The sequence below is a fragment of the uncultured Streptomyces sp. genome (assembly GCF_947488945.1).
Lineage (GTDB): Bacteria > Actinomycetota > Actinomycetes > Streptomycetales > Streptomycetaceae > Streptomyces.
Window position 1 is genome coordinate 94,121 of sequence record NZ_CANLBS010000021.1, and the last position, 20,348, is coordinate 114,468.

The 20,348-nt window shown below is 72.7% G+C and carries 20 protein-coding genes and 1 pseudogene; 7 read left to right on the forward strand and 14 right to left on the reverse strand.

What is annotated here, in order from left to right; translation table 11 throughout:
- Positions 1 to 11: 11 nt before the first annotated feature.
- From Q0994_RS27505 to Q0994_RS27525, 5 genes are all read right to left on the reverse strand, one after another.
- Entirely contained in the window at positions 12 to 470 is a 459-nt protein-coding gene (locus Q0994_RS27505) for a Fur family transcriptional regulator (protein WP_299539567.1), read from the reverse strand.
- Positions 471 to 571: 101 nt separating this feature from the next.
- Positions 572 to 1,144, reverse strand: a complete 573-nt coding sequence (locus tag Q0994_RS27510) for an FABP family protein (protein WP_299539569.1) — start codon at positions 1,142 to 1,144, stop codon at positions 572 to 574.
- Positions 1,145 to 1,392: 248 nt separating this feature from the next.
- Positions 1,393 to 2,349 carry a hypothetical protein gene (locus tag Q0994_RS27515; RefSeq protein ID WP_299539571.1) on the reverse strand — a complete coding sequence of 319 codons (957 nt, stop codon included), beginning with the start codon at positions 2,347 to 2,349 and terminating at the stop codon, positions 1,393 to 1,395.
- Complete coding sequence (locus Q0994_RS27520; protein WP_299539573.1) at positions 2,346 to 3,392, reverse strand: hypothetical protein; 1,047 nt, start codon at positions 3,390 to 3,392, stop codon at positions 2,346 to 2,348. Before Q0994_RS27520 ends, Q0994_RS27515 begins: the two co-directional genes overlap by 4 nt.
- Positions 3,389 to 4,360, reverse strand: coding sequence for a hypothetical protein (locus Q0994_RS27525; protein ID WP_299539575.1), 972 nt, complete (start codon positions 4,358 to 4,360; stop codon positions 3,389 to 3,391). Before Q0994_RS27525 ends, Q0994_RS27520 begins: the two co-directional genes overlap by 4 nt.
- Positions 4,361 to 4,464: 104 nt before the next feature.
- Between Q0994_RS27525 and Q0994_RS27530 the strand changes: the two genes are divergently transcribed.
- Entirely contained in the window at positions 4,465 to 4,827 is a 363-nt protein-coding gene (locus Q0994_RS27530) for a DsrE family protein (RefSeq protein ID WP_299539578.1), read from the forward strand.
- 118 nt (positions 4,828 to 4,945) lie between these two features.
- Here the strand turns inward: Q0994_RS27530 and Q0994_RS27535 are convergent, their stop codons facing one another.
- The 8 genes and pseudogenes from Q0994_RS27535 to Q0994_RS27565 all read right to left on the reverse strand — a co-directional run.
- Positions 4,946 to 5,407 carry a DUF3099 domain-containing protein gene (locus Q0994_RS27535; protein WP_299539580.1) on the reverse strand — a complete coding sequence of 154 codons (462 nt, stop codon included), beginning with the start codon at positions 5,405 to 5,407 and terminating at the stop codon, positions 4,946 to 4,948.
- Between the two features lie 278 nt (positions 5,408 to 5,685).
- Positions 5,686 to 5,973: a DUF1416 domain-containing protein gene (locus Q0994_RS27540; protein WP_030925040.1), complete on the reverse strand. Its 288-nt coding sequence runs from the start codon at positions 5,971 to 5,973 to the stop codon at positions 5,686 to 5,688.
- Positions 5,974 to 6,016: 43 nt separating this feature from the next.
- Positions 6,017 to 6,856: a sulfurtransferase gene (locus Q0994_RS27545; protein ID WP_299539586.1), complete on the reverse strand. Its 840-nt coding sequence runs from the start codon at positions 6,854 to 6,856 to the stop codon at positions 6,017 to 6,019.
- A gap of 156 nt (positions 6,857 to 7,012) precedes the next feature.
- Positions 7,013 to 7,093: an Ms5788A family Cys-rich leader peptide gene (locus tag Q0994_RS34200; protein ID WP_350751515.1), complete on the reverse strand. Its 81-nt coding sequence runs from the start codon at positions 7,091 to 7,093 to the stop codon at positions 7,013 to 7,015.
- 260 nt (positions 7,094 to 7,353) lie between these two features.
- The gene (locus Q0994_RS27550) at positions 7,354 to 8,046 is read right to left on the reverse strand and encodes a DUF2993 domain-containing protein (protein WP_299539589.1); all 693 of its coding nucleotides are present in this window, start codon (positions 8,044 to 8,046) and stop codon (positions 7,354 to 7,356) included.
- A 168-nt stretch (positions 8,047 to 8,214) separates the two neighbouring features.
- Positions 8,215 to 9,660, reverse strand: coding sequence for a hypothetical protein (locus Q0994_RS27555; RefSeq protein ID WP_299539702.1), 1,446 nt, complete (start codon positions 9,658 to 9,660; stop codon positions 8,215 to 8,217).
- A gap of 340 nt (positions 9,661 to 10,000) precedes the next feature.
- Entirely contained in the window at positions 10,001 to 10,345 is a 345-nt protein-coding gene (locus Q0994_RS27560) for a MoaD/ThiS family protein (RefSeq protein ID WP_363325582.1), read from the reverse strand.
- A gap of 18 nt (positions 10,346 to 10,363) precedes the next feature.
- Positions 10,364 to 11,260 (reverse strand): annotated as a pseudogene (locus tag Q0994_RS27565) (alpha/beta fold hydrolase); the annotation flags it as partial.
- Positions 11,261 to 11,561: 301 nt separating this feature from the next.
- Between Q0994_RS27565 and Q0994_RS27570 the strand changes: the two are divergent.
- The 5 genes from Q0994_RS27570 to Q0994_RS27590 all read left to right on the forward strand — a co-directional run bounded on the left by Q0994_RS27570 (position 11,562) and on the right by Q0994_RS27590 (position 17,048).
- The gene (locus tag Q0994_RS27570; protein ID WP_299539591.1) at positions 11,562 to 12,377 is read left to right on the forward strand and encodes a response regulator transcription factor; all 816 of its coding nucleotides are present in this window, start codon (positions 11,562 to 11,564) and stop codon (positions 12,375 to 12,377) included.
- A gap of 24 nt (positions 12,378 to 12,401) precedes the next feature.
- Positions 12,402 to 13,445, forward strand: coding sequence for a LacI family DNA-binding transcriptional regulator (locus tag Q0994_RS27575; RefSeq protein WP_299539593.1), 1,044 nt, complete (start codon positions 12,402 to 12,404; stop codon positions 13,443 to 13,445).
- 112 nt (positions 13,446 to 13,557) lie between these two features.
- Positions 13,558 to 14,775 (forward strand): S1C family serine protease, encoded by a 1,218-nt coding sequence (locus tag Q0994_RS27580; protein WP_299539595.1) that lies wholly within the window; start codon positions 13,558 to 13,560, stop codon positions 14,773 to 14,775.
- A gap of 117 nt (positions 14,776 to 14,892) precedes the next feature.
- Positions 14,893 to 15,624, forward strand: a complete 732-nt coding sequence (locus tag Q0994_RS27585; protein ID WP_299539597.1) for a response regulator transcription factor — start codon at positions 14,893 to 14,895, stop codon at positions 15,622 to 15,624.
- Positions 15,621 to 17,048: a cell wall metabolism sensor histidine kinase WalK gene (locus tag Q0994_RS27590; protein WP_299539600.1), complete on the forward strand. Its 1,428-nt coding sequence runs from the start codon at positions 15,621 to 15,623 to the stop codon at positions 17,046 to 17,048. Before Q0994_RS27585 ends, Q0994_RS27590 begins: the two co-directional genes overlap by 4 nt.
- Before the next feature lie 127 nt (positions 17,049 to 17,175).
- On the opposite strand, the gene Q0994_RS27595 is transcribed toward Q0994_RS27590, so the two are convergent.
- Positions 17,176 to 19,005 carry a bifunctional UDP-sugar hydrolase/5'-nucleotidase gene (locus Q0994_RS27595; RefSeq protein ID WP_299539602.1) on the reverse strand — a complete coding sequence of 610 codons (1,830 nt, stop codon included), beginning with the start codon at positions 19,003 to 19,005 and terminating at the stop codon, positions 17,176 to 17,178.
- A 265-nt stretch (positions 19,006 to 19,270) separates the two neighbouring features.
- Here Q0994_RS27595 and mshD point away from each other — a divergent pair, with 265 nt between their 5' ends.
- Entirely contained in the window at positions 19,271 to 20,194 is a 924-nt protein-coding gene (gene mshD / locus Q0994_RS27600) for a mycothiol synthase (RefSeq protein WP_299539604.1), read from the forward strand.
- Positions 20,195 to 20,348: the final 154 nt, after the last annotated feature.

Consider the following 20,348-nt stretch of genomic DNA (forward strand, 5'->3'; position numbering starts at 1 on the left):
GGGGGCGCGGGTCAGGCGCCCGCGGGGCCGCCGGACTCGCCGGCCTGCGCTGCCTTCGCCGTGCAGTCGGCGCACCGGCCGAAGATCGCGAAGTGCTTCATGTCGGTCTCGAAGCCGAACGTGCCCCGCAGCTTGGCGGTGAAGTCGGCGACCACGTCGGTGTCCGCCTCGATGACGTCGGCGCAGTCCCGGCAGACCAGGTGGATGTGGTGGTGCCGGTCGGCCAGGTGGTAGGTCGGCGATCCGTGCCCGAGGTGGGCATGGCTGACCAGGCCCAGCTCCTCCAGGAGCTCCAGCGTCCGGTACACCGTGGAGATGTTCACCCCGGACGCCGTGCGCCGCACCTCGACGAGGATGTCGTCGGGCGTCGCGTGTTCCAGCGCGTCCACGGCTTCCAGAACGAGCTGACGCTGGGGTGTCAGCCGGTAGCCGCGCCGGCGAAGGTCGGTCTTCCAGTCGGTGCTCACCACCCGACCAGTGTAGGGCGGGGCGGCCCGCGCTCCGCTCCCCGGACACGGGACACCCGCGCGGCCACCGGCCCGGTGGGCCTTCCGCTGCGGGGTGGGGGGCCCTACTTGAAGAACGCGATGCCGTCGTCGGGCAGGTCGCCGAGGCTCTTCGCCATCTCCTGGACCTCTTCCGGCGTGACGACCTTCTTGAGGTGCGCCGACATGTACGGGCGCATCTCGACGTCCGGCGTGGACTTCTCGCCGACCCACATGAGGTCGCTGTTCACGTATCCGTAGAGCCGCTTGCCACCGCTGTACGGGCCGGAGGCCGCCGTGCGGGCCACCGCGTCGGTGATGACGTCGATCTGCGGCTTCTGGTGCGCGAGCTCGCCGTACCAGACCTCGACGACGCCCTGGTCGCGGACCATGACGATCTCGACCTTGCGGTCCTTGTCGATGCGCCAGTAGCCGGACTCCGACTCCAGCGGACGCACCTGGTTGCCCTCGGCGTCGAGGACCCAGGTGTGCGAGACGTACTCCAGGAAGTCCCGGCCGTCGTGGCTGAAGGTGACCTCCTGGCCGAAGTTGCACTTCTCGGCGCCGGGGAAGTCGGAGACGCCCGCGCCCGCCCAGTTGCCGAGGAGGAACGCCAGCGGGACGAGGTCCGGGTGGAGGTCGGACGGAATGGAGATCATGAGCGGCTCAGACGATCTGTGAGGGGGCGGAAGGCCTGCGGTGTCAGAAGGTCCGCGACGTCAGCGCTGGCCCTGGTACAGCTTCTTCACGGTCACACCTGCGAAGGCGAGGACGCCGACGCAGACCAGGACCAACAGAGCGGTGAAGAATGCCTCAAGCACGGGAGCTCCTCAGAACGAGCGAATGACGGCAGTACGGGCCGGGCCCCAGCCTAATGGGTGGGAGCCCGGCCCTCTCGTCCAGGTCCTCAGCCGAGGAGCTGGTTCTGCAGGATCACCGTCTGGTGGAACGGCACCCGCGCCGCCTCCCCGCCGGGCCTTCCCTGCACCACCAGGGCCAGGGTGTCGCCCGCGACGGCGTACGCCTGACGGGTGTGCTCCGCGCCGTACGGCGCGGTCTCCTGGAAGACGTACGAGATGACGCCCTTGACCTTGTCGCCGTCCCAGCTCTCGTCCAGTTCCGCCTCGGGCGCCTCCACCAGCGGGGCGCCGGCTTCTTCGAGGACGGAGATCTCGTCGTACACCTCCGAGGCGAGGGCGACCGAGTTGAACTGGAGCAGGTAGATCCGGGTCCGGGTGCCGTCCGGCACCGTCCAGCCGGTGGCGGCGATGTGGCGCGGGGCGGCGTCGCCGATCGCCGGCCCCAGGTTCTCGCGCTCGTTCTCCTCGTACTCCCGCAGGAACACGTCGGTGGTGATCCAGCCTCCGGTGAGCTTCTTGTCCGGCACCGCTCCGGCCGGGGCCGGCAGCAGCAGCTCGCGGAGGTCGGCGTGGTGGATCTCGCCGGGGTTCGACGCGCTGTACGGCCGGGGCGATCCGGCCGGCAGCGAGGGCAGCGACAGCTCGGGGTAGTCCCAGCGGCCGTCGGTCTCGGTCGCCAGGCCCGGCACGTCGCCGCGGTCCAGGGCGGCGATCCCCCAAGCCGTGCCGCCGCCCACGGCGCCGAAGACCACCGCGGCCAGCGCCCAGCGCGCGACCGCCCGCACCACCCGCCGCGACGGCCGGCGGGAGCGCCGGACCGCACCGGGCGCGGGCACGGCATCCGGCGCCGGCACGGTGTTCGGGTCGGGCACGGCGGTGGGGTCGGGCAGGGCGTTCGGGGCGGGCAGGGCGTTCGGGGCTCCCGTCGGCAGCGGGGGCACCGCCACCGCGGTTTCCGCTTGCGGTTCCGCTTCTGCTTCCGGTGTGGCCGTCTGCTCGCTCATATGTACTCCCCCGGGGACGCGATGTGGTCGAGCTGGTCCCCGACCGTCGTTCTGACCGCCGTCAGGTCGAAGGGCTCCGTCCCGTCGACCGTGACGGTGAGGTACAGGTCCGCCTCGTACGCGAGGCAGATGACGCTGTCGAGGCCCTCGTCGCCCTTCGGCATCCGGTAGCAGCGGACGTTCTTGTGGTCCTTGATCTTCGGGCCGTCCCGCAGCACTCCGAGCGAGTCCATCAGCCCGGTCTGCTGCGACCAGATCCGGCGGACCGCGCCCTTGTCCTTCATCTTCACGAGCTGGATGGCGGTGACCTGGTCGCCGACGACGCTGGCGAACGAGCGCTGCGCCAGCCCCTGCACCTTCAGCTTGTCGACGGCCCGGTCGAAGGCCCGGCGGTCCTTGCCGGCCAACCCGCGCCCGACCTCCTTCATGGTGGCCGTGGCCCGCTTGCCGCTGATCTCCCCGTCGTTGCCGTCCTCGCCGTTGTCCGGCCCGAGCCGGGAGCCGTCGGGCACGGGCAGCAGCAGACGGCTCAGCTCGGTGTCACTACGGCCCCGGTCCGGGCGCCCGGCGGGGTCCTTGGCCGCTCCCGACTTCTCGGCGGCCTTCTCGGCGGCCTTGGCCGCGTCGTCGTCCCAGAGCACGGTCGGCACGGTGCGGTCCGCCCGGTCCACGGTGCGCACCGTGTACGCCGCGGTGCCGCCGACCGCGCCGAGCACCAGCACGACGGACAGCGCCGTCAGCAAGGCCCGGCGAACCCGACGGCGGCCACCGCCCCCTGCCCCGTCCACGGCTTCCGCTTCCCCGTCCGCTTCCGCTTCTCCGGGCACGGACGCGGGCGGCACGGACGCGAGCCCGGCGTCCGCGCCGGTCCCGTCCGCCGCGGCGGTCACATCCGCCACGGCGGTCGCATCCACCGCAGTGTCACCGTTCGCCCCCTCAGCACCGGGCGTCCCGCCAGTACCGGGCGCCCCGACGGGCTCCGCGGCCCCCTCGGCCTCGACGGCCTCGGCGGCCGTCGGCTTCTCGTTGCCGTCCTCGGTCACAGGCGCTCCCACTGCTTCTCGGCAAGCGCCTCGACGCTCTTCTTCTTGATGGGCTTGTTGTCGAAGACGTGGATGTCCATCACGATGTCCCCCCGCCGGGCGAGTGCACGGGCCTCGTACATCGGCTCGTAACCCGCCTTCCGCTCGACGGGGGACAGGTAGTAACGCCCGCTCCCGGAGCCGTCGATCGGGAAGCCGTCGTTGCCGGCCCCGCCTTCCTCGTAGGGCATGTACGCGTTCTGCTCCTCGAAGAACTCCGTCGCGCCGGCCCGGGAGCCGGGGCGGAACTGGACCAGGTTGACGAAGGTGGTCCGGTACTCGCCCTGGAGCCAGACCGCCGCCGCGTTGCGCCGGAAGTCCATGTCGGCGAGCGAGGTGAACATGGAGTCCGGCTCCTCGAACTCCTTCGCGTACTCGCTCAGGCCCACCCATCGCTCGGCGGGCAGGCCGTCGACGTCGCGGGCGCCCTTGGGGCGGTCCACCAGCAGCTTCAGCAGGTTGCCGTCCGTCGTGCGCAGGTGGTCCTGCTCGGCCGGCAGCGGATCGGGCGCCTGGTCGGCCGGCAGCGACTTCGCCGGATAGCCGAGGCCGTGCTGGGCCAGCACGGGCAGCGGGGTGGGCTCGCGGCCGGCCTGCACGCCGAAGCCGACCGCCGCGCCGGCCGAGACGCCCAGCAGGGCGGCGGCGAGCACGATCAGGGTGGTGCGTCCGCGAGGGCGGGTGCGCTCCGGCGGCGTGGTGCCGTGCTCGGGCACGGTGGACGCTTCGTCGGGCGCGACGGACACGGCGGGTGCGCCGGTGGGCGCAACGGGCGCCGTGCCCGCGAGTGGTGCAGTTGGTGCGGGCCCGTCGTGCGGACCGGGTTCCGGCGTGGCGTCCGGCGCGGTCCGCGTACCGGACGCGGCGGTGGGCACCGGGGATTCCGACTGCTCTTCGGGCAGCTCGGAACGGGTGTCGTTCAGTTCCAAAGGGTCCCCCCATGAGACCTGGGCGCGGATGTGAATGATCCGCGCACACAACTGACTCACCGGCGGCGGTTCTGGTTGTCGTGCGGAGGATTACAGTTCGGCATATGCCGAAGAAGCTCGTGATCAAGGTGACCGCCGGGGCCGACTCCGCCGAGCGCTGCTCGCAGGCGTTCACCGTGGCGGCGGTCGCCGTCGCCAGCGGGGTCGAGGTCTCGCTCTGGCTGACCGGGGAATCCGCGTGGTTCGCGCTGCCCGGCCGCGCGGCCGAGTTCGAACTGCCGCACGCCGCGCCGCTGCCCGACCTCATCGAGTCGATCCGGGCGGGCGGCAGGATCACGCTCTGCACGCAGTGCGCCGCGCGCCGGGACATCACCGAGGCCGATGTGCTGGACGGCGTCCGGATCGCGGGTGCGCAGCTCTTCGTCCAGGAGGCGATGGCGGACGACACCCAGGCGCTCGTCTACTGAGTCCGGCACCGGCCCCGGCACCGCCCCGACCGCACCGGCTCGGGCGCCACGCCACCGCACGGCCCGGCCCGACCCGACCCGGCCCGACCCGGCTCGGCGAACGGCCGTCCGATGCACCTCAGCGGCGTTTGCGGCCGTCCAGTTCGTCCCACCAGGCGTCCGACGTCGGGTCGCCGGTCCGGCCCCCGCCGCCTCCGGGCGTTCCGCCCCGGGCAGGGCGCTCATGGCCCGTGCGCTCCGGACCCGTGCGTTCGGGACCGCCCGCCGGGCGGTGGGGACGGCCGGGTCCGGGCCGGCCGGCGCCGGGTTTGCGGCGTCCGCCGGGTTCCTCACCGCCTGTGGTCTTCTCCCGCGCGCCGGGCCGGGGCCGGGCGCGCGGGGCGGGTTCGTCCCACCAACGGTCGTCCGGGCCACGCCGGTTGGCGATGATCGCCGCCACCGGCGGGATCACCATCGCGACCGCGCACATGGCGACGGCCGCCGGGATCGACCACAGGCGCACGAACGACCAGGCGGACACGAAGAGAACGACGCATCCGCCCATCATCAGGAAATAGCCGCGCCTGCGTCGGGCGTACATGTCTCCAGCGTAGGCCCGGACCCCCGGCGTCTGCCGCCCGAGCCGGGCCGGGCCCGGCCCGGCAGCGGACGACCGACGACGTCCGGCAGCGCCCCGAGCCCCCTGAGGAACGCCGGGCAGGAGCCGCGGAAACGGGCAGCCGCAGGAACAGGCGGCTTCGAGGACAGGCAGCCTCGGGCACGGGAGAGCCGAAAAGCCCGGAGGGCCGCTCCCCGGGCGTCCAACCCTGCGGGGAGCGGCCCTCCGGCCGTCACTGCGCCGTACCGCGCGTCCGTCCGTCAGACGGCGATGGCCACCTCGGAGAGGCCACCGGTCTGCGCGACCACGGTGCGGTCGGCGCTGCCGCCGGGCACCAGGGCGCGGACGGTCCAGGTGCCCTCGGCCGCGTAGAAACGGAACTGACCGGTCGCGGAGGTCGGGACCTCGGCGGTGAACTCGCCCGTCGAGTCCAGCAGACGGACATATCCGGTGACGGGCTCGCCGTCACGCGTCACGCTGCCCTGGATGGTGGTCTCACCGGGCTTGATCGTCGAGGCGTCGGGGCCGCCGGCCTTTGCTCCACACATGGTCTTCTGTCCTTCTGGTCGAGGTCGTGCGGGTCCGTCGGAGTTACTTGTTGGCGCCGAGCTCGATCGGCACGCCCACGAGGGAGCCGTACTCGGTCCAGGAACCGTCGTAGTTCTTGACGTTGGCCTGGCCGAGCAGCTCGTGCAGCACGAACCACGTCAGCGCGGAGCGCTCACCGATGCGGCAGTAGGCGATGGTGTCCTTCGACAGGTCGACCTGCTCGTCCTCGTAGAGGGCCTTGAGCTCGTCGTCCGACTTGAAGGTGCCGTCGTCGTTGGCGTTCTTCGACCACGGGATGTTGCGGGCGCTCGGCACGTGACCGGGGCGCTGCGACTGCTCCTGCGGGAGGTGGGCCGGGGCGAGCAGCTTGCCGCTGAACTCGTCGGGCGACCGCACGTCGACCAGGTTCTGGCTGCCGATGGCCGCCACGACGTCGTCGCGGTAGGCGCGGATCGACTCGTCCTGCGGCTTGGCCTTGTACTGGGTGACCGGACGCGTCGGGACGGCGTCGGTCAGGTCGCGGGAGTCCAGCTCCCACTTCTTGCGGCCGCCGTCGAGGAGCTTGACGTTCTCGTGGCCGTACAGCTTGAAGTACCAGTAGGCGTAGGAGGCGAACCAGTTGTTGTTGCCGCCGTAGAGGACCACCAGCGTGTCGTTGGCGATGCCCTTCTCGGACAGGAGCTTCTCGAAGCCGGCCTGGTCGACGAAGTCGCGGCGGACCGGGTCCTGGAGGTCCTTGGTCCAGTCGATCCGGATGGCGTTCTTGATGTGGTTCTTCTCGTACGCCGAGGTGTCCTCGTCCACCTCGACGATGGCCACCTGCGGGTCGTCGATGTGGGCCTCGACCCAGTCGGCGTCTACCAGGACGTCACTGCGGCTCATGAAATTCTCCTCCGGGGCAGTCTGCGGCGGGATGAAGCTGGGTGCACGGGCGCGGTCGCACGGCCGCGGATCACGGGGCGCGGCGCACGTGCACGGATGGGCCCTGACAGCGGTCGAAGGGCCGGGGAGGACCGGGGCGCGGTGGAACCGCCCCGCTCAGAAGGGGCGACAGAGCATGGCGGCGACGCGGCACAGGTCTACTGCCCGCCGCTTCGTGAGGTCCGCCTGTCGCTTCATGCGTCCGATCGTAGGGACGTTACGGCCGGGATGTCACCGGCGTGTTGAATAATGAGACAGGATCGTCCGCTATGTGAGATGAATTCCGACGGGAGGAGGTCCGGCGGACGATCGGTCCGGATGGAGGGGCCGCGCATCTGCGGACCGGACGTCCGCGTCTCACCATACGGGCGGAGGACCGTCCTGCGGGGGCTTTCGCCACCACGCGTCGCCGCGGCCGTCCCGCTCACGCTCCGGCTCCCGCCGCCCTGGTGGCCGGATCAGCCGGTGAGCGCGAATCCGGTGCCGCGCACGGAGATCCGCAGGCCGTTCTCGGCCACCTCGATCTTCGACAGTTCCAGTCCGTCCGGCAGCCCGCTCAGCTCGCGCTCGAAGTCGGTCTTCGTGCGCACCAGGTCTTCCAGCCCCGGTATGCCCTCGCCGGGGACCTTGTCGGCGTGCACGCGGACGGTACGCCCGTCGATCAGCGTCACGGTGGAGGTCACGCTGCGGGAGAACGAGCGCCCCAGGAGCGAGACCGAGCCGGTGACCTTGACCTTGCCGTCGCCGCCGTAGGCCACGCTGACGGCCTCGTCGCCCACGGCGGTGGTCAGGTCGGCGTAGCTCACGGCCGCGGTGCCGGAGAGACGGCCGGCCGTGGCGCTGGAGTAGCCCTCGCCGAGCGTGACGTCCTCCAGCCGGGCGTCGAGGCCGCTGATCCGGACGGTACGGCCGCCGCTGGCGGCGCTGATGCCGGAGAGGGAGACGTCGACCCGGTCGAGCCGTCTGTCGGCGACCTGGGTGAGGAAGGGAAAGCCCTTGATCGAGACGTCGGTGGACTCGGCGTCGCCGCCGGCGATCCGCACCCGGTCCGCGGCCTCGGATTCGGCGAAGTACACCGCCGCGCGGTCCACCGCCACGAAGACCCCGCACAGCACCACCAGGACGACCACGAGTACGCGCAGTGCACGCATGCCTGTTGTTCCCCCCACCTCGAACGACCGGAACCGCCCTGGCGCCGGCGAGCCTGCTGGTGCGTACGGGACGCGCCGGGGGCAGCGACGACGCGCGGGCCCCGGCCGGTTCCCCGGTCACCGTCGGCGCGACGGCGTGCGGTTCCCCGACCGGGGCCTGCCCCGAGGTCAGCCGATCATGCGCCCGAGGAGCCACATCGCAGGCGCGGCCGCCGTCAGCGGGAGGGCCACTCCGGCCGTCATGTGGACGAACCGGGACGGGTAGTCGTAGCTCGCCACCCGGAGCCCGATCAGGGCGCAACCGCCGGCGGCCGCGCCGAGCAGCGCGCCGCCGGCGCCGAAGTCGGTGAGCGCCCCGGCGGCGACGCCCGCGGCGGCCGACGCGAGCAGCGCCGCGAGTACGGAGGCGGGCCCGCGCAGCGGCAACGCGCGCACCACCGTCGCGACGGCGACGGCGATGCCGCCCACCACCACCGCGTCCGGGTCCGCCGCGAGGTGTCCGGCGGCGAGGACGGCGAGCGCGGCGGACACGACGGTGGCCGTCAGGCCGTACATCCGCTCGTCGGCCCCCGCGTGGCTGCGCAGTTGCAGGACGAGGGTGAGCAGCACCCAGACGCCGAGGGTGCCCAGCATCGCGGCCGGACCGTCCTCCCGTCCGGCGGCGAGCAGCACGGCGTCGGCGACGAGTCCGCCGGCGAAGGCGAGCGCGATGCCCTGGCGGGCCGGCCACATGCCGTTGAGCCGGAACCATCCGGCAGCGGTCACCGCCTGGAGCAGCACCAGCGGGACGACGAGCGCGTAGATGCCGATCGCCGCGCCGAGCGCCAGCAGCAGCCCGAGACCGGCGGTGATCACGGCGGGCTGGAGGCCCGGAGCGATGATCGGAGACCTTCCCTCGGCCCGCGCCCGCTGGGCGTCGGTGATCCGGGCGTTGCCGACGGTGGTGGCCGGACCGTAACCGTCGGCCCCGGCGGCGTCCGGCACGGCCGGACCCGCCACCGAGCCCGTCGCCGGATCAGCTCCGGCGGAGCCCGGCGTTCCGGCGGCGGGCGGCAGCCCCGCACCCGTCCGGGGCGCCTCCGGCGGCAGCGGCGCCGACCCGCCCCGCACCCGCAGCGGAGTGGTGTGCTCCTGCGGGGGCTGCGGGACAGGGGATGCCTGCGACGGGGCCGGGGTCACCTGCGCGGCGTACGGGGCCTGTCCGTCCGGCGCGGCGTACGAACCCGGCACGGTGTACGAGCCCTGTCCGTCCTGCGCGGCGTACGGGCCCTGGGCGGCGTACGGGTCCTGTGCGGCGTACGGGCCCGGCGCGGCCTGGGGTGCTTGAGGACCCTGGGGTGCCTGAGGGCCCTGAGGCGCCTGCGGGACGTACGCCGCCTGCTGGGCGTACGGCTCCGGCTGCGCGTACGGCTCCTGCTGGGCATACGGCCCTTGCTGCGCGTACTGCCCCTGTGGGTCGTACGGGTCCACCGGCTGGGCGTATCCGCCCTGCGGGGCGCCCGCCCCCGCCTGCCCGGGGTCGCCGGGCACCGGTCCGGTGGCCGGGTCCGGCCGCAGGGTCGGCTGGTACTGGGTGTCCCAGGTCTGTCCCTGCCAGGTCTGGGCCGCACCCATGCCGTCGCCGTGGCCATGGGGTGCCGCGCCGTCCGCGCTCCGCCCGGCCCAGGCGTCCGGGCCGTCCGGCGTCCCGTGGGTCGGCGGCGCGGGCGGGTACGTCGCACCCGCCCGGCCGTCCGTATACGAACCGTTCGTATACGAGGTGTCCGTATACGAAACGTCCGCGGGCGGCGGGGCCGGGTACTGGCCGTCGGGGTGCGCCGGGCCGTCCTGGCGGCCGTGGCGCGGGCCGCCGTACGGCTGCGGGGCGTACTGCTGGTCGCCCGGGTGCGGATCGCCCGGCAGGCGCCGGGCCTCGTCGTCACCGTGCTGTCGCGTGCTGCTCATGGTCTCCGGTTCACCCTCCTGCGAACGGCGGGAGCACCTCGACCGTGCCGCCCTCGGCAAGGCGTACGGTCTCATGCTCCCGGTTCCCGACCGGATTCCCGTCGATCAGGAACGCACATCGTCGCAGCACCTGCGTCAGTTCCCCGGGGTGTGCCGCCCGCACGGCGTCCAGGGCCTCCGCCAGCGTCGCCGCGCGGTACGGCTCCTCGGCCGTGCCGGCCGCGGACTTGGCCGCCGCCCAGTAGCGGATCGTCCCGCTCGCCATGGCGCCACCTTCCTCGTCGTCGGGACGCGGCGCGGTTCGCGCCGCGGCTCCGTCCTGGCCTTCCGGCTGTCCATGATGGGTCACGTCCATAATGGGTCGGCCGGGAACCGCCCAGTCCGCGATGCGGGCCAGCAGCTCCTGCGCGGCCGAGTTCTCCGCGTGGCCCATCCCCCGCTCCACCCACAGTTCGGCGGCCCCGTCGGCCGCCGCCGCCACCAGCATCCGGGGGTGGTCCAGTGGGAAGTACGGGTCACGGTCGCCGTGCACGACGAGCAGCGGGGCCGGGGCGATCAGCGGGACCGCCGCCACCGGCGACAGCGGCACCGGGTCCCAGTCCCGGTCGTGGATGCGGGTGCGCAGGCCGTAGCGGCCGACCAGTCGGCCCGTCGGGCGTGTCACCACCCAGTGCAGCCGCCGCATGGGGGCGGTGCCCCGGTAGTACCAGCGCGCCGGAGAGCTGACGGCGACCACCGCATCGGCGTGCGCTCCCCCGTGCGCCGTCGTGAGCCCCTCGTGCGCCGCCCCGTTCGGCCCCCGGACGGCCCCGCTGGAACGCTGATTGTTTTCCGTATACAAACCGCCGTGCCGGAGCACGACGGAACCGCCCATGGAGAACCCGACCGTAACGACCCGACCATGTCCCAGTGACCGCGCCCAGCGCACCGCGGCGGCCAGATCGAGCACTTCGCGGTCGCCCACGGTCGACTTCCCGCCGGACTTCCCGTGCCCCCGAAAGGAGAACGTGATCACGGCCGCACGCTGGGAGAACACCGCTGCGGCCCGCCGCACCGCAGGGCGGTCGACGGAGCCGGTGAAACCGTGTGCGAGGACGATCGCCGTCCGCTCCGCGGCGGAGTCCCGGCCGGCCGCGAAACCGGCCGTACACGGGGTGTACACCGCCTCGACCGGAACCCCGTCATCGGTCAGCAACGTGGCGCGCAGCGGGGTTCGCGTGATCAAGGGAACAGAAGAAGTCGGGAATCGACCCTCTGACGCAGAACTCATGTGGGCTATTCTGCTGCGAAGAGGATCCGGGCAAAGCAGCCCCCGGGTCCTTTTGTGCTTTCGGCTCGTTGTTACGGAGACGTTTCAACAAGCTCAGCGGTCCCAGGGCGCGGGGCCGCACCGGTAAAAACTGTATGACGGATGCCGCAGGGCACAGCCGTACAGCAGTACGAAGCAGTGCCGCATACTCCCCCGGGTCCGACCCGGGAGTGCCCCTCTCGCAGGGAACGAGGAGGACCGACGTAATGGGCGAGCGAACCGTGCACCACGATCGACCGACGACCCAGGCAGGTGGACGGCGATGAGTTCTTTGCTGCTCCTGACGAATGCCCTTCAACCGTCGACGGAGGTGCTTCCCGCCCTCGGTCTTCTGCTCCACAGCGTGCGGGTCGCCCCCGCCGAAGGACCCGCTCTCGTCGACACCCCCGGTGCCGACGTCATCCTGATCGACGGGCGGCGTGACCTTCCGCAGGTGCGCTCGCTCTGCCAGCTCCTGCGCTCCACCGGGCCGGGATGTCCGCTGATCCTCGTCGTCACCGAGGGCGGTCTCGCGGCCGTCACCGCCGACTGGGGCATCGACGACGTGCTGCTGGACACCGCGGGGCCCGCCGAGGTCGAGGCACGGCTGCGGCTGGCCACCGGCCGGCAGCAGATCACCTCGGACGACTCCCCCATGGAGATCCGCAACGGCGACCTCTCCGTGGACGAGGCGACCTACAGCGCCAAGCTGAAGGGCCGGGTCCTCGACCTCACCTTCAAGGAGTTCGAGCTGCTGAAGTACCTCGCCCAGCACCCGGGCCGGGTCTTCACCCGCGCGCAGCTCCTCCAGGAGGTCTGGGGCTACGACTACTTCGGCGGCACCCGCACCGTGGACGTCCACGTACGGCGGCTGCGCGCCAAGCTGGGCCCCGAGCACGAGTCGCTGATCGGCACCGTCCGCAACGTCGGGTACCGCTTCGTCGCCCCGGAGAAGGGCGACCGCTCCAAGAACGACGGGAGCGACGGGAGCGACGACAAGGCGGTGGCCGCGGCCACCGCGGCGGTCGTCACCCGTCCGGAGCAGCCGGAGGTGTCGGAGATCGCGGAAGAAGCCCCGGCAGCGCCTGCCAAGAGGTAGTTCCATCCGCGTAGACTGCCGCGCGTGGCCAAGGTGACGCGGGACGATGTGGCGAGACTGGCGGGGACGTCGACCGCCGTCGTCAGCTATGTCATCAACAACGGACCCCGGCCGGTCGCCCCGGCCACGCGCGAGCGGGTGCTCGCCGCGATCAAGGAGCTCGGCTACCGCCCCGACCGGGTGGCCCAGGCCATGGCGTCGCGGCGGACCGACCTCATAGGCATGATCGTGCCGGACGCCCGGCAGGCGTTCTTCGCGGAGATGGCGCACGCCGTCGAACAGGCCGCCGCCGAGCGCGGGAAGATGGTCCTGGTCGGCAACTCCGACTACCGCGACGAGCGCGAGGTCCACTACCTGCGGGCCTTCCTCGGCATGCGGGTCTCCGGGCTGATCCTGGTCAGCCAGGGCCCCAGCGAGCGCGCCGCCGCCGAGATCGAGGCGTGGGACGCCCGGGTCGTGCTGCTGCACGAGCGGCCGGAGGCGATCGACGATGTCGCCGTCGTCACGGACGACGTCGGCGGCGCCCAGCTCGCCACCCGCCACCTGCTGGAACACGGTTACGCCTACGTGGCCTGCCTCGGCGGCATGGAATCGACCCCGGCGGTCGGCGACCCGGTCGCCGACCACGTCGAGGGCTGGCGGCGGGCCATGCAGGAGTCCGGCCGCTCCACCGAGGGCCGGGTCTTCCACGCCCCGTACAACCGGTACGACGCCTACCAGGTGGCGCTCGGGCTGCTGTCCGGTCCGGACCGGCCGCCGGCGATCTTCTGCTCCACCGACGACCAGGCGATCGGGGTGCTGCGGGCCGCCCGCGAGCTGCGCATCGACGTCCCGGGCGAGCTGGCCGTGGCGGGCTTCGACGACGTCAAGGAGGCCGGGCTCACCGACCCGCCGCTGACGACCGTCTTCTCGGACCGACCCGCGATGGCCCGCGCCGCCGTCGACCTGGTGCTGGACGACTCGCTGCGGGTCTCCGGCTCGCGCCGGGAACGCCTGCGGCAGTTCCCCTCCGCGCTGGTGGTCCGGCGCTCCTGCGGCTGCGGAGAGGCGACGCCCGAAGCCCGATAGCCCTTGGGCCCCCCACCGGGACGGGGGACCTTTATGCCGGGCTCACGAGGTTCTGCCGGGCTTCTCAGCAGGGGCTCAGGCTCCTCTCATGTTCGCTGGACAGGCTCTGGACATGACTGAGAGCCACCGCCCGAGCGGCGAGTACCCGACGTATCCCCCGTACGGCACCGACGCGTACGGCTCCGAGACTTACGGCACCGACGCGTACGGCGCAGCGACCCCCACCGCGCCGGCCGGCTACCCGCCGCCGCCCGCGTACCGGCCGTCGCAGCCCGTCGCGCTGGAGTCCGGCGCCACCGTGTGGCCCGGACCGGGTGCGGACGGCGGCGACGGGGGCGACGGCGCCGCGACCGGTCACGCCTGGGCCGCCCCGCTGCCGCCGGCCGGGCCCAGGCGCCGCGTGAAGGGCCCCACCGCCCTGCTGGCCGCGGTCGCCCTCGCCGCCGCCGCGATCGGAGGCGGCACCGCCACCCTGATCGGGCAGTTCACCGACGGCGGCCCTGCCGGCTCCTCCGTCAGCGCCGTCAGCGGCACCACCGTCTCGGCGAGCAGCAAGGGCACCGTGGCGGGCGTCGCGGCAGCGGTCTCCCCGGCGATCGTCGAGATCGGCGCCACCTCCACCGCCGGTGAGTCGACCGGCTCCGGGGTCGTCATCACCTCGGACGGTGAGATCGTCACCAACAACCACGTCGTCTCCGGCGCCTCCGAGATCAAGGTGACCCTCTCGACCGGCAAGACGTACACCGCCGACGTCGTGGGCACCGACCCCGACAAGGACCTGGCGCTGATCAAGCTGCGGAACGCGAGCGGGCTGAAGACGGCCGCCCTCGGCGACTCCTCCTCGGTGGCCGTCGGCGACGAGGTCGTGGCCATCGGCTCGCCCGAGGGCCTCACCGGCACCGTCACCAGCGGCATCGTCTCCGCGCTCGACCGCGACGTCACCGTCGCCAAGGACGACAGCAGCAGCGGTAGCGACGGCAGCGGCTCCTCCGGCTCCGACCAGTGGAGCCAGAGCCAGAGTCAGGGAGGCAGCGGCGGCGAGCAGTGGCCGTTCGAGTTCGGGGGCCGGCAGTTCAACGGCGACACCGGCACCTCGACCACCACGTACAAGGCGCTCCAGACGGACGCCTCGCTCAACCCGGGCAACTCCGGCGGCGCCCTCATCAACATGGACGGCGAGATCATCGGCATCAACTCCGCCATGTACTCCCCCACCTCGTCCAGCAGCACCAGCGGTTCCAGCGCCGGCAGCGTCGGCCTCGGCTTCGCCATCCCGATCGACACCGTCAAGGCCGATCTCAGTACCCTCCGTGCCGGTGACGGGTCCTGAACGGCACCCCGACCGGGTCGTGAGCGGGGATCTCGGCATCCTTCCCCCGCCGTGCGACGCTGGAACGACCACCTCCGGCGCCACCGCCGGACCGGAACGAGATGAGGACGCCGAGCGATGAGCCCCGCCGAAGACGATCCGCAGCGCATCCTGATCGTCGACGACGAACCGGCCGTGCGTGAGGCGCTGCAGCGCAGCCTCGCGTTCGAGGGCTACGGCACGGAGGTCGCCGTCGACGGCTACGACGCCCTCGCCAAGGCGGAGGCGTACGCCCCCGACCTCGTGGTGCTGGACATCCAGATGCCCCGGATGGACGGCCTGACCGCCGCCCGCAGGCTCCGGGCCAACGGTGCCACCACGCCCATCCTCATGCTCACCGCCCGCGACACCGTCGGCGACCGGGTCACCGGACTCGACGCCGGCGCCGACGACTACCTGGTCAAGCCGTTCGAGCTGGACGAGCTGTTCGCCCGCATCCGCGCCCTGCTGCGCCGCAGTTCCTACGCGTCCGCGGCGGGCGCCGACGCGGTTCCCGACGACGTGCTGTCGTTCGCCGACCTCCGCATGGACCTCAACACCCGCGAAGTCACCCGCGGCACCCGTCCCGTGGAACTGACCCGGACCGAGTTCACCCTGCTGGAGATGTTCCTCGCGCACCCCCGCCAGGTGCTGACCCGCGAGCAGATCCTCAAGGCCGTCTGGGGCTTCGACTTCGAGCCGAGCTCCAACTCCCTGGACGTGTACGTGATGTACCTGCGGCGCAAGACCGAGGCGGGCGGCGAGCCCCGGCTCGTGCACACCGTGCGCGGGGTCGGGTACGCCCTGCGCTCCGGCGGCGGTGACGGGTGAGACGCCTGCTGGGCCGGCTCCGCTCGCTGCCGCTCCGCTCCCGCCTCGCCCTGCTCGTCGCCACCGCCGTCGCGGTGGCGGTCGCCGCGGTCGCGGTCGCCTGCTGGTTCGTCACCCGCGAGCAGTTGGAACACCGGCTGGACGACTCGCTGCGCAGCTCCCGGGTGGACGAGGACGCCGTCCGCGACCTGCTCGCCTACTGCCAGGGGGCCGGCCAGTCGCAGGCGCCGCAGTCCCTGAACCCCTCCTCCACCACCGTCCAGATCATCGACACCGAGGGCACCGCCTGCACCGCCCCGAACTCCTCCGCGCTGCCGGTGACCGATGACGACCGCAAGGTCCTGGCAGCCGGGCACGCCTACGCGCTGCACACCGAGACCGCCGCGAACGGCGTGAAGATGCGTGTCTACACCTACGAGCTGCCGACCAGGCCCCCCGGCCAGTACGCCGTCTCCATCGCCCGGCCCATGAACGAGGTCACCGACCCGCTCTCCTCGCTCGCCTGGCTGCTGCTCGGCGTCGGCGGGCTCGGCGTCGTCGGAGCGGGCGCGGCCGGCCTGTGGGTGGCCCGGTCCGGACTGCGGCCGGTGGACGAACTCGCCGACGCCGTCGAGCTCGTGGCCCGCACCGAGGACCTCACCGTGCGCATCCCGGTCGAGGGCGAGGACGAGATCGCCCGGCTGTCGCGCTCCTTCAACTCGATGACGGCGTCCCTCGCGGTCTCCCGCGACCGGCAGGCCCAGCTCATCGCGGACGCCGGGCACGAGCTGCGCACCCCGCTGACCTCGCTGCGCACCAACATCGAGCTGCTCGCCCGCAGCGAGGACACCGGCCGGGCCATCCCGCCCGCAGACCGCAAGGCCCTGATGGCCTCGGTGACCGCCCAGATGACCGAACTGGCCGCGCTCATCGGCGATCTGCAGGAGCTGGCCCGCCCGGACGCCGCCCAGCCCGGACCGCTGGAGGTGGTGGGGCTGCACGACATCACCCGTACCGCCCTGCAACGCGCCCGGCTGCGCGGCCCCGAGCTGACCGTCACGGAGGAGCTGGCCCCCTGGTACGTCCGCGGAGAGCCGGCCGCGCTGCAACGGGCGATCGTCAATGTGCTGGACAACGCGGTGAAGTTCAGCCCCGCACGGGGCACGGTCGAGGTCACCCTGCACCGCGGTGAGCTGCGGGTGCGCGACCACGGCCCCGGCATCCCGGCCGAGGACCTCCCGCACGTCTTCGAGCGCTTCTGGCGCTCCCCGTCCGCCCGCCAGCTCCCCGGCTCCGGCCTCGGCCTGTCCATCGTCGCCCGCACGGTCCAGCAGTCCGGCGGCGACATCGCCCTCCGCCCGGCACCCGACGGCCACGGCACCGAAGCCGTCATCCGCCTCCCGGGCGCCCCGCAGCCGCCGCCGGAGCTGACGACGGGGGCGTGAAAGCACCACCGGGGAGTTCCTTCGCCGCCCTACGCACGAGGGCGGCCCCGCCTTCCCGGCCGGGCCGCCCTGTCCGTACGTCGTGCGTGTGCTCGTGCGTGTGCGTCGTGCGTGTGCGTCCGGTCGGCTACTGGACGACGGTGATCCGGTCCGCCGCCGGCGGTGCCAGCGGGGCCGCAGCGGTGGAGTGGGCGGTCAGGTACGCGTTGAACAGGTCGAGGTCGGACGGGCCGACCAGCTTGTTCGTGCCCTGGCCGAGGGCGGCGAAGCCGTCGCCGCCGCCCGCGAGGAACTCGTTCATCGCAACCCGGTAGGTGGCCGCCGGGTCGATCGCCGCACCGTTCAGCTTGATCGTGTCCACGACGACGCGGGCGGCACCGGTCTTCGTGAGGTCCAGGGTGTAGGTGAGGCCCTCGGAGATCTGGAGGATCTTCGGGCTGGCCTCGTTGGAGCCGCTGACCTGCTGCTGGAGCGCGGTGATCACCTGGGCGCCGGTCAGGTCGATCACGTTCATCATGTTGGTGAACGGCTGCACGGCGAACGCCTCGCCGTAGGTCACCACACCGGCGCCCTCGCTGCCCGTGGCCGCGTACACGAGGTCGGCGCGGATGCCGCCCGGGTTCATCAGCGCGAACTGGGCGCCGCCCTTGTCCGCCGGGGCGAGCCCTTCGAGCTGGGCGTCGGCGATCAGGTCACCGAGCGGCTTCTCCAGGGCGGTGGAGCCGCGGCCGTTGATGTCGGCGCTGATGAAGCCCTGCGGCCGGGAGGCGATCGGCGCGGCCAGGGCGTTCCAGCGGGCGATCAGCGCCGTCATGTCCGTCGCCTTGGCCTGGTCGCGGCTGACCACGTGGTTCGCGGACTGGACCGACGTACGGACGATGTCGTCGGTGCGGCGGTCATAGGTGAGCGTGGTGTCGGTGTAGAGCTTGCCGAACGACGCGGCCGAGGTGACCATGCGCGGCTTGCCCGCCGGGTCCGGCACCGTGCAGACGTACGCCTGGTGGGTGTGGCCGGTGACGAGGGCGTCGACCTTCGGGGTGATGCCCTTGGCGATGTCCAGGATCGGGCCGGAGATGCCGGCGCCGGCCGCCGGGCTGTCGCAGTCGTAGTTGTACGAGGTCGAGGCCGGGGCGCCGCCCTCGTGGATGAGCGCGACGATCGACTTCACGCCCTGCCGGTCCAGTTCCTTGGCGTACTTGTTGACCGTCTCGATCTCGTCGTGGAACTTCAGCCCCTTGACCCCGTTGGCGGTGACGATGCCCGGCGTGCCTTCCAGGGTCACCCCGATGAAGCCGATCTTGACGCCGTTCTTCTTCCACACCGTGTACGGCTTGAGCACCGGCTTGCCGGTCTTCTCGCTGGTCACGTTGGCCGCGAGGTACGGGAAGTCGGCGCCGCCGAACTCCTTGCCCTCTTCGTAACAGCCCTCGACCGGGTGGCAGCCGCCCTTCTGCATGCGGGTCAGCTCGTCGACGCCCTCGTCGAACTCGTGATTGCCGACCGCCGTCACGTCGAGGTCGAGCCCGTTGAGCGCCTCGATGGTCGGCTCGTCGTGGAAGAGGCCCGACAGCAGCGGGCTCGCGCCGATCATGTCGCCGCCGGCGGCGGTGATCGAGTACGGGTTGCCCTTGCGCGCGGTGCGCAGCGAGGAGGCGAGGTACTCGACGCCGCCGGCCGGTACCGACTTCACGGTGCCGTCGGCCTGCGTCTCGGAGACCGCGCCCGACGAGCCCGACGGGGGCTCCAGGTTCCCGTGCAGGTCGTTGAAGGAGAGGAGCTGGACGTCGACGGTGCGGGACTGATGTCCGTGGCCGTGGCCCTTGCCGGGCCCGTGGCCCGTCCCGCCGCCGTGGGCGTTGGCCGGCATCGCGGCGACGAGGGCGCCCACGGCGGCCAGGCCGGTCGCGGCGGCGAGCACCCGCCGGGAAGCGCGTTTCTTCTGCGGAGTCGCTGACATCGGTCCCCTTGTGAGTTCAGCGTGAGGGTCGGTGGTGTGGCGCCGGCGTGTGATGACACGGCTGGATCCTGCGAGCGGAAGCCTAGGGTCAACGCGCGTAGCGCGACAGGTGTTCGGGGTTACGAGCGCGTTGCCGTTGCCCCGGGAACCCCACGGAACGCCACATAACGCCTACCGGGCCGGGGCCGCCCGCACCCGTGCCGCACGGGACGGACCCACCCGTCCCGAGCCCGCTCCGGGGCCCCGTCGCCGTACGCTCGTACGCATGACGAACGACGTACCCCTCCCGGCGCCCGGACGCGAGATCGAGACCCTCGACGCACTCACCCCCGACCAGTCCGATGCGGTGCTGGACCTGCTCGCCGAGGCCGCCGCCTCCGACGGCCGGCAGGCCGTGTCCGAGCAGGGCCGGCTCCAGCTCCGGGGCGGGCACCGCGACGGCGTAAGGCACTTCCTGCTCCTGGTCGGCGGCGAACTGACGGGGTACGCGCAACTGGAGGACACCGACCCGGTCGAGGCCCCCGCGGCCGAACTGGTCGTCCGCCCGGCCGCCCGCGGCCTCGGCCACGGACGCGCGCTCGGCTCCGCGCTGCTCGGCGCGACCGGCAAGCGGCTGCGGGTGTGGGCGCACGGCGGCGGGGCCGCCGCCCGCCACCTGTCGCAGGTCCTCGGCCTCTCGCTCTTCCGCGAACTGCGCCAGCTCCGCCGTCCGCTGACCGGGTCGGCGGTCTCCGAGCCGGTGCTGCCGCCGGGCGTCACCGTACGCACCTTCGTGCCCGGCCAGGACGACGAAGCCTGGCTCGCGGTGAACCGTGCCGCCTTCGCCCACCACCCCGAGCAGGGCTCGCTCACCCAGCGGGATCTGGACGACCGCAAGGCGGAACCGTGGTTCGACCCGAAGGGCTTCTTCCTGGCGGAGCGCGACGGTGAGCTCGTCGGCTTCCACTGGACGAAGGTCCACGCGGACGAGCGCCTCGGCGAGGTGTACGTCGTCGGGGTCCGGCCCGACGCCCAGGGCGGCGGCCTCGGCAAGGCGCTCACCGCGATCGGCCTGCGCCATTTGGCGGCCGAGGGCCTGCCGACGGCGATGCTCTACGTCGACGCGGACAACACGGCGGCCGTGACCGTCTACGAGCGGATGGGCTTCACCACCCATGAGGTGGACCTGATGTACCGCACGGAGTCCTGACCCGCCCGCACCCCTCCGAGCGCCCCCGCCCCCGTCCGGCCCCCACCGGACCGGGCGGGGGCGCTCGTGCGTGCGGCGGAGGTTCGCGGGCTTCGCGGGGGTTCGTCACCGTCTCGACCGGGCCGGACCGTCTACCGCAACAGCATTGATCCGG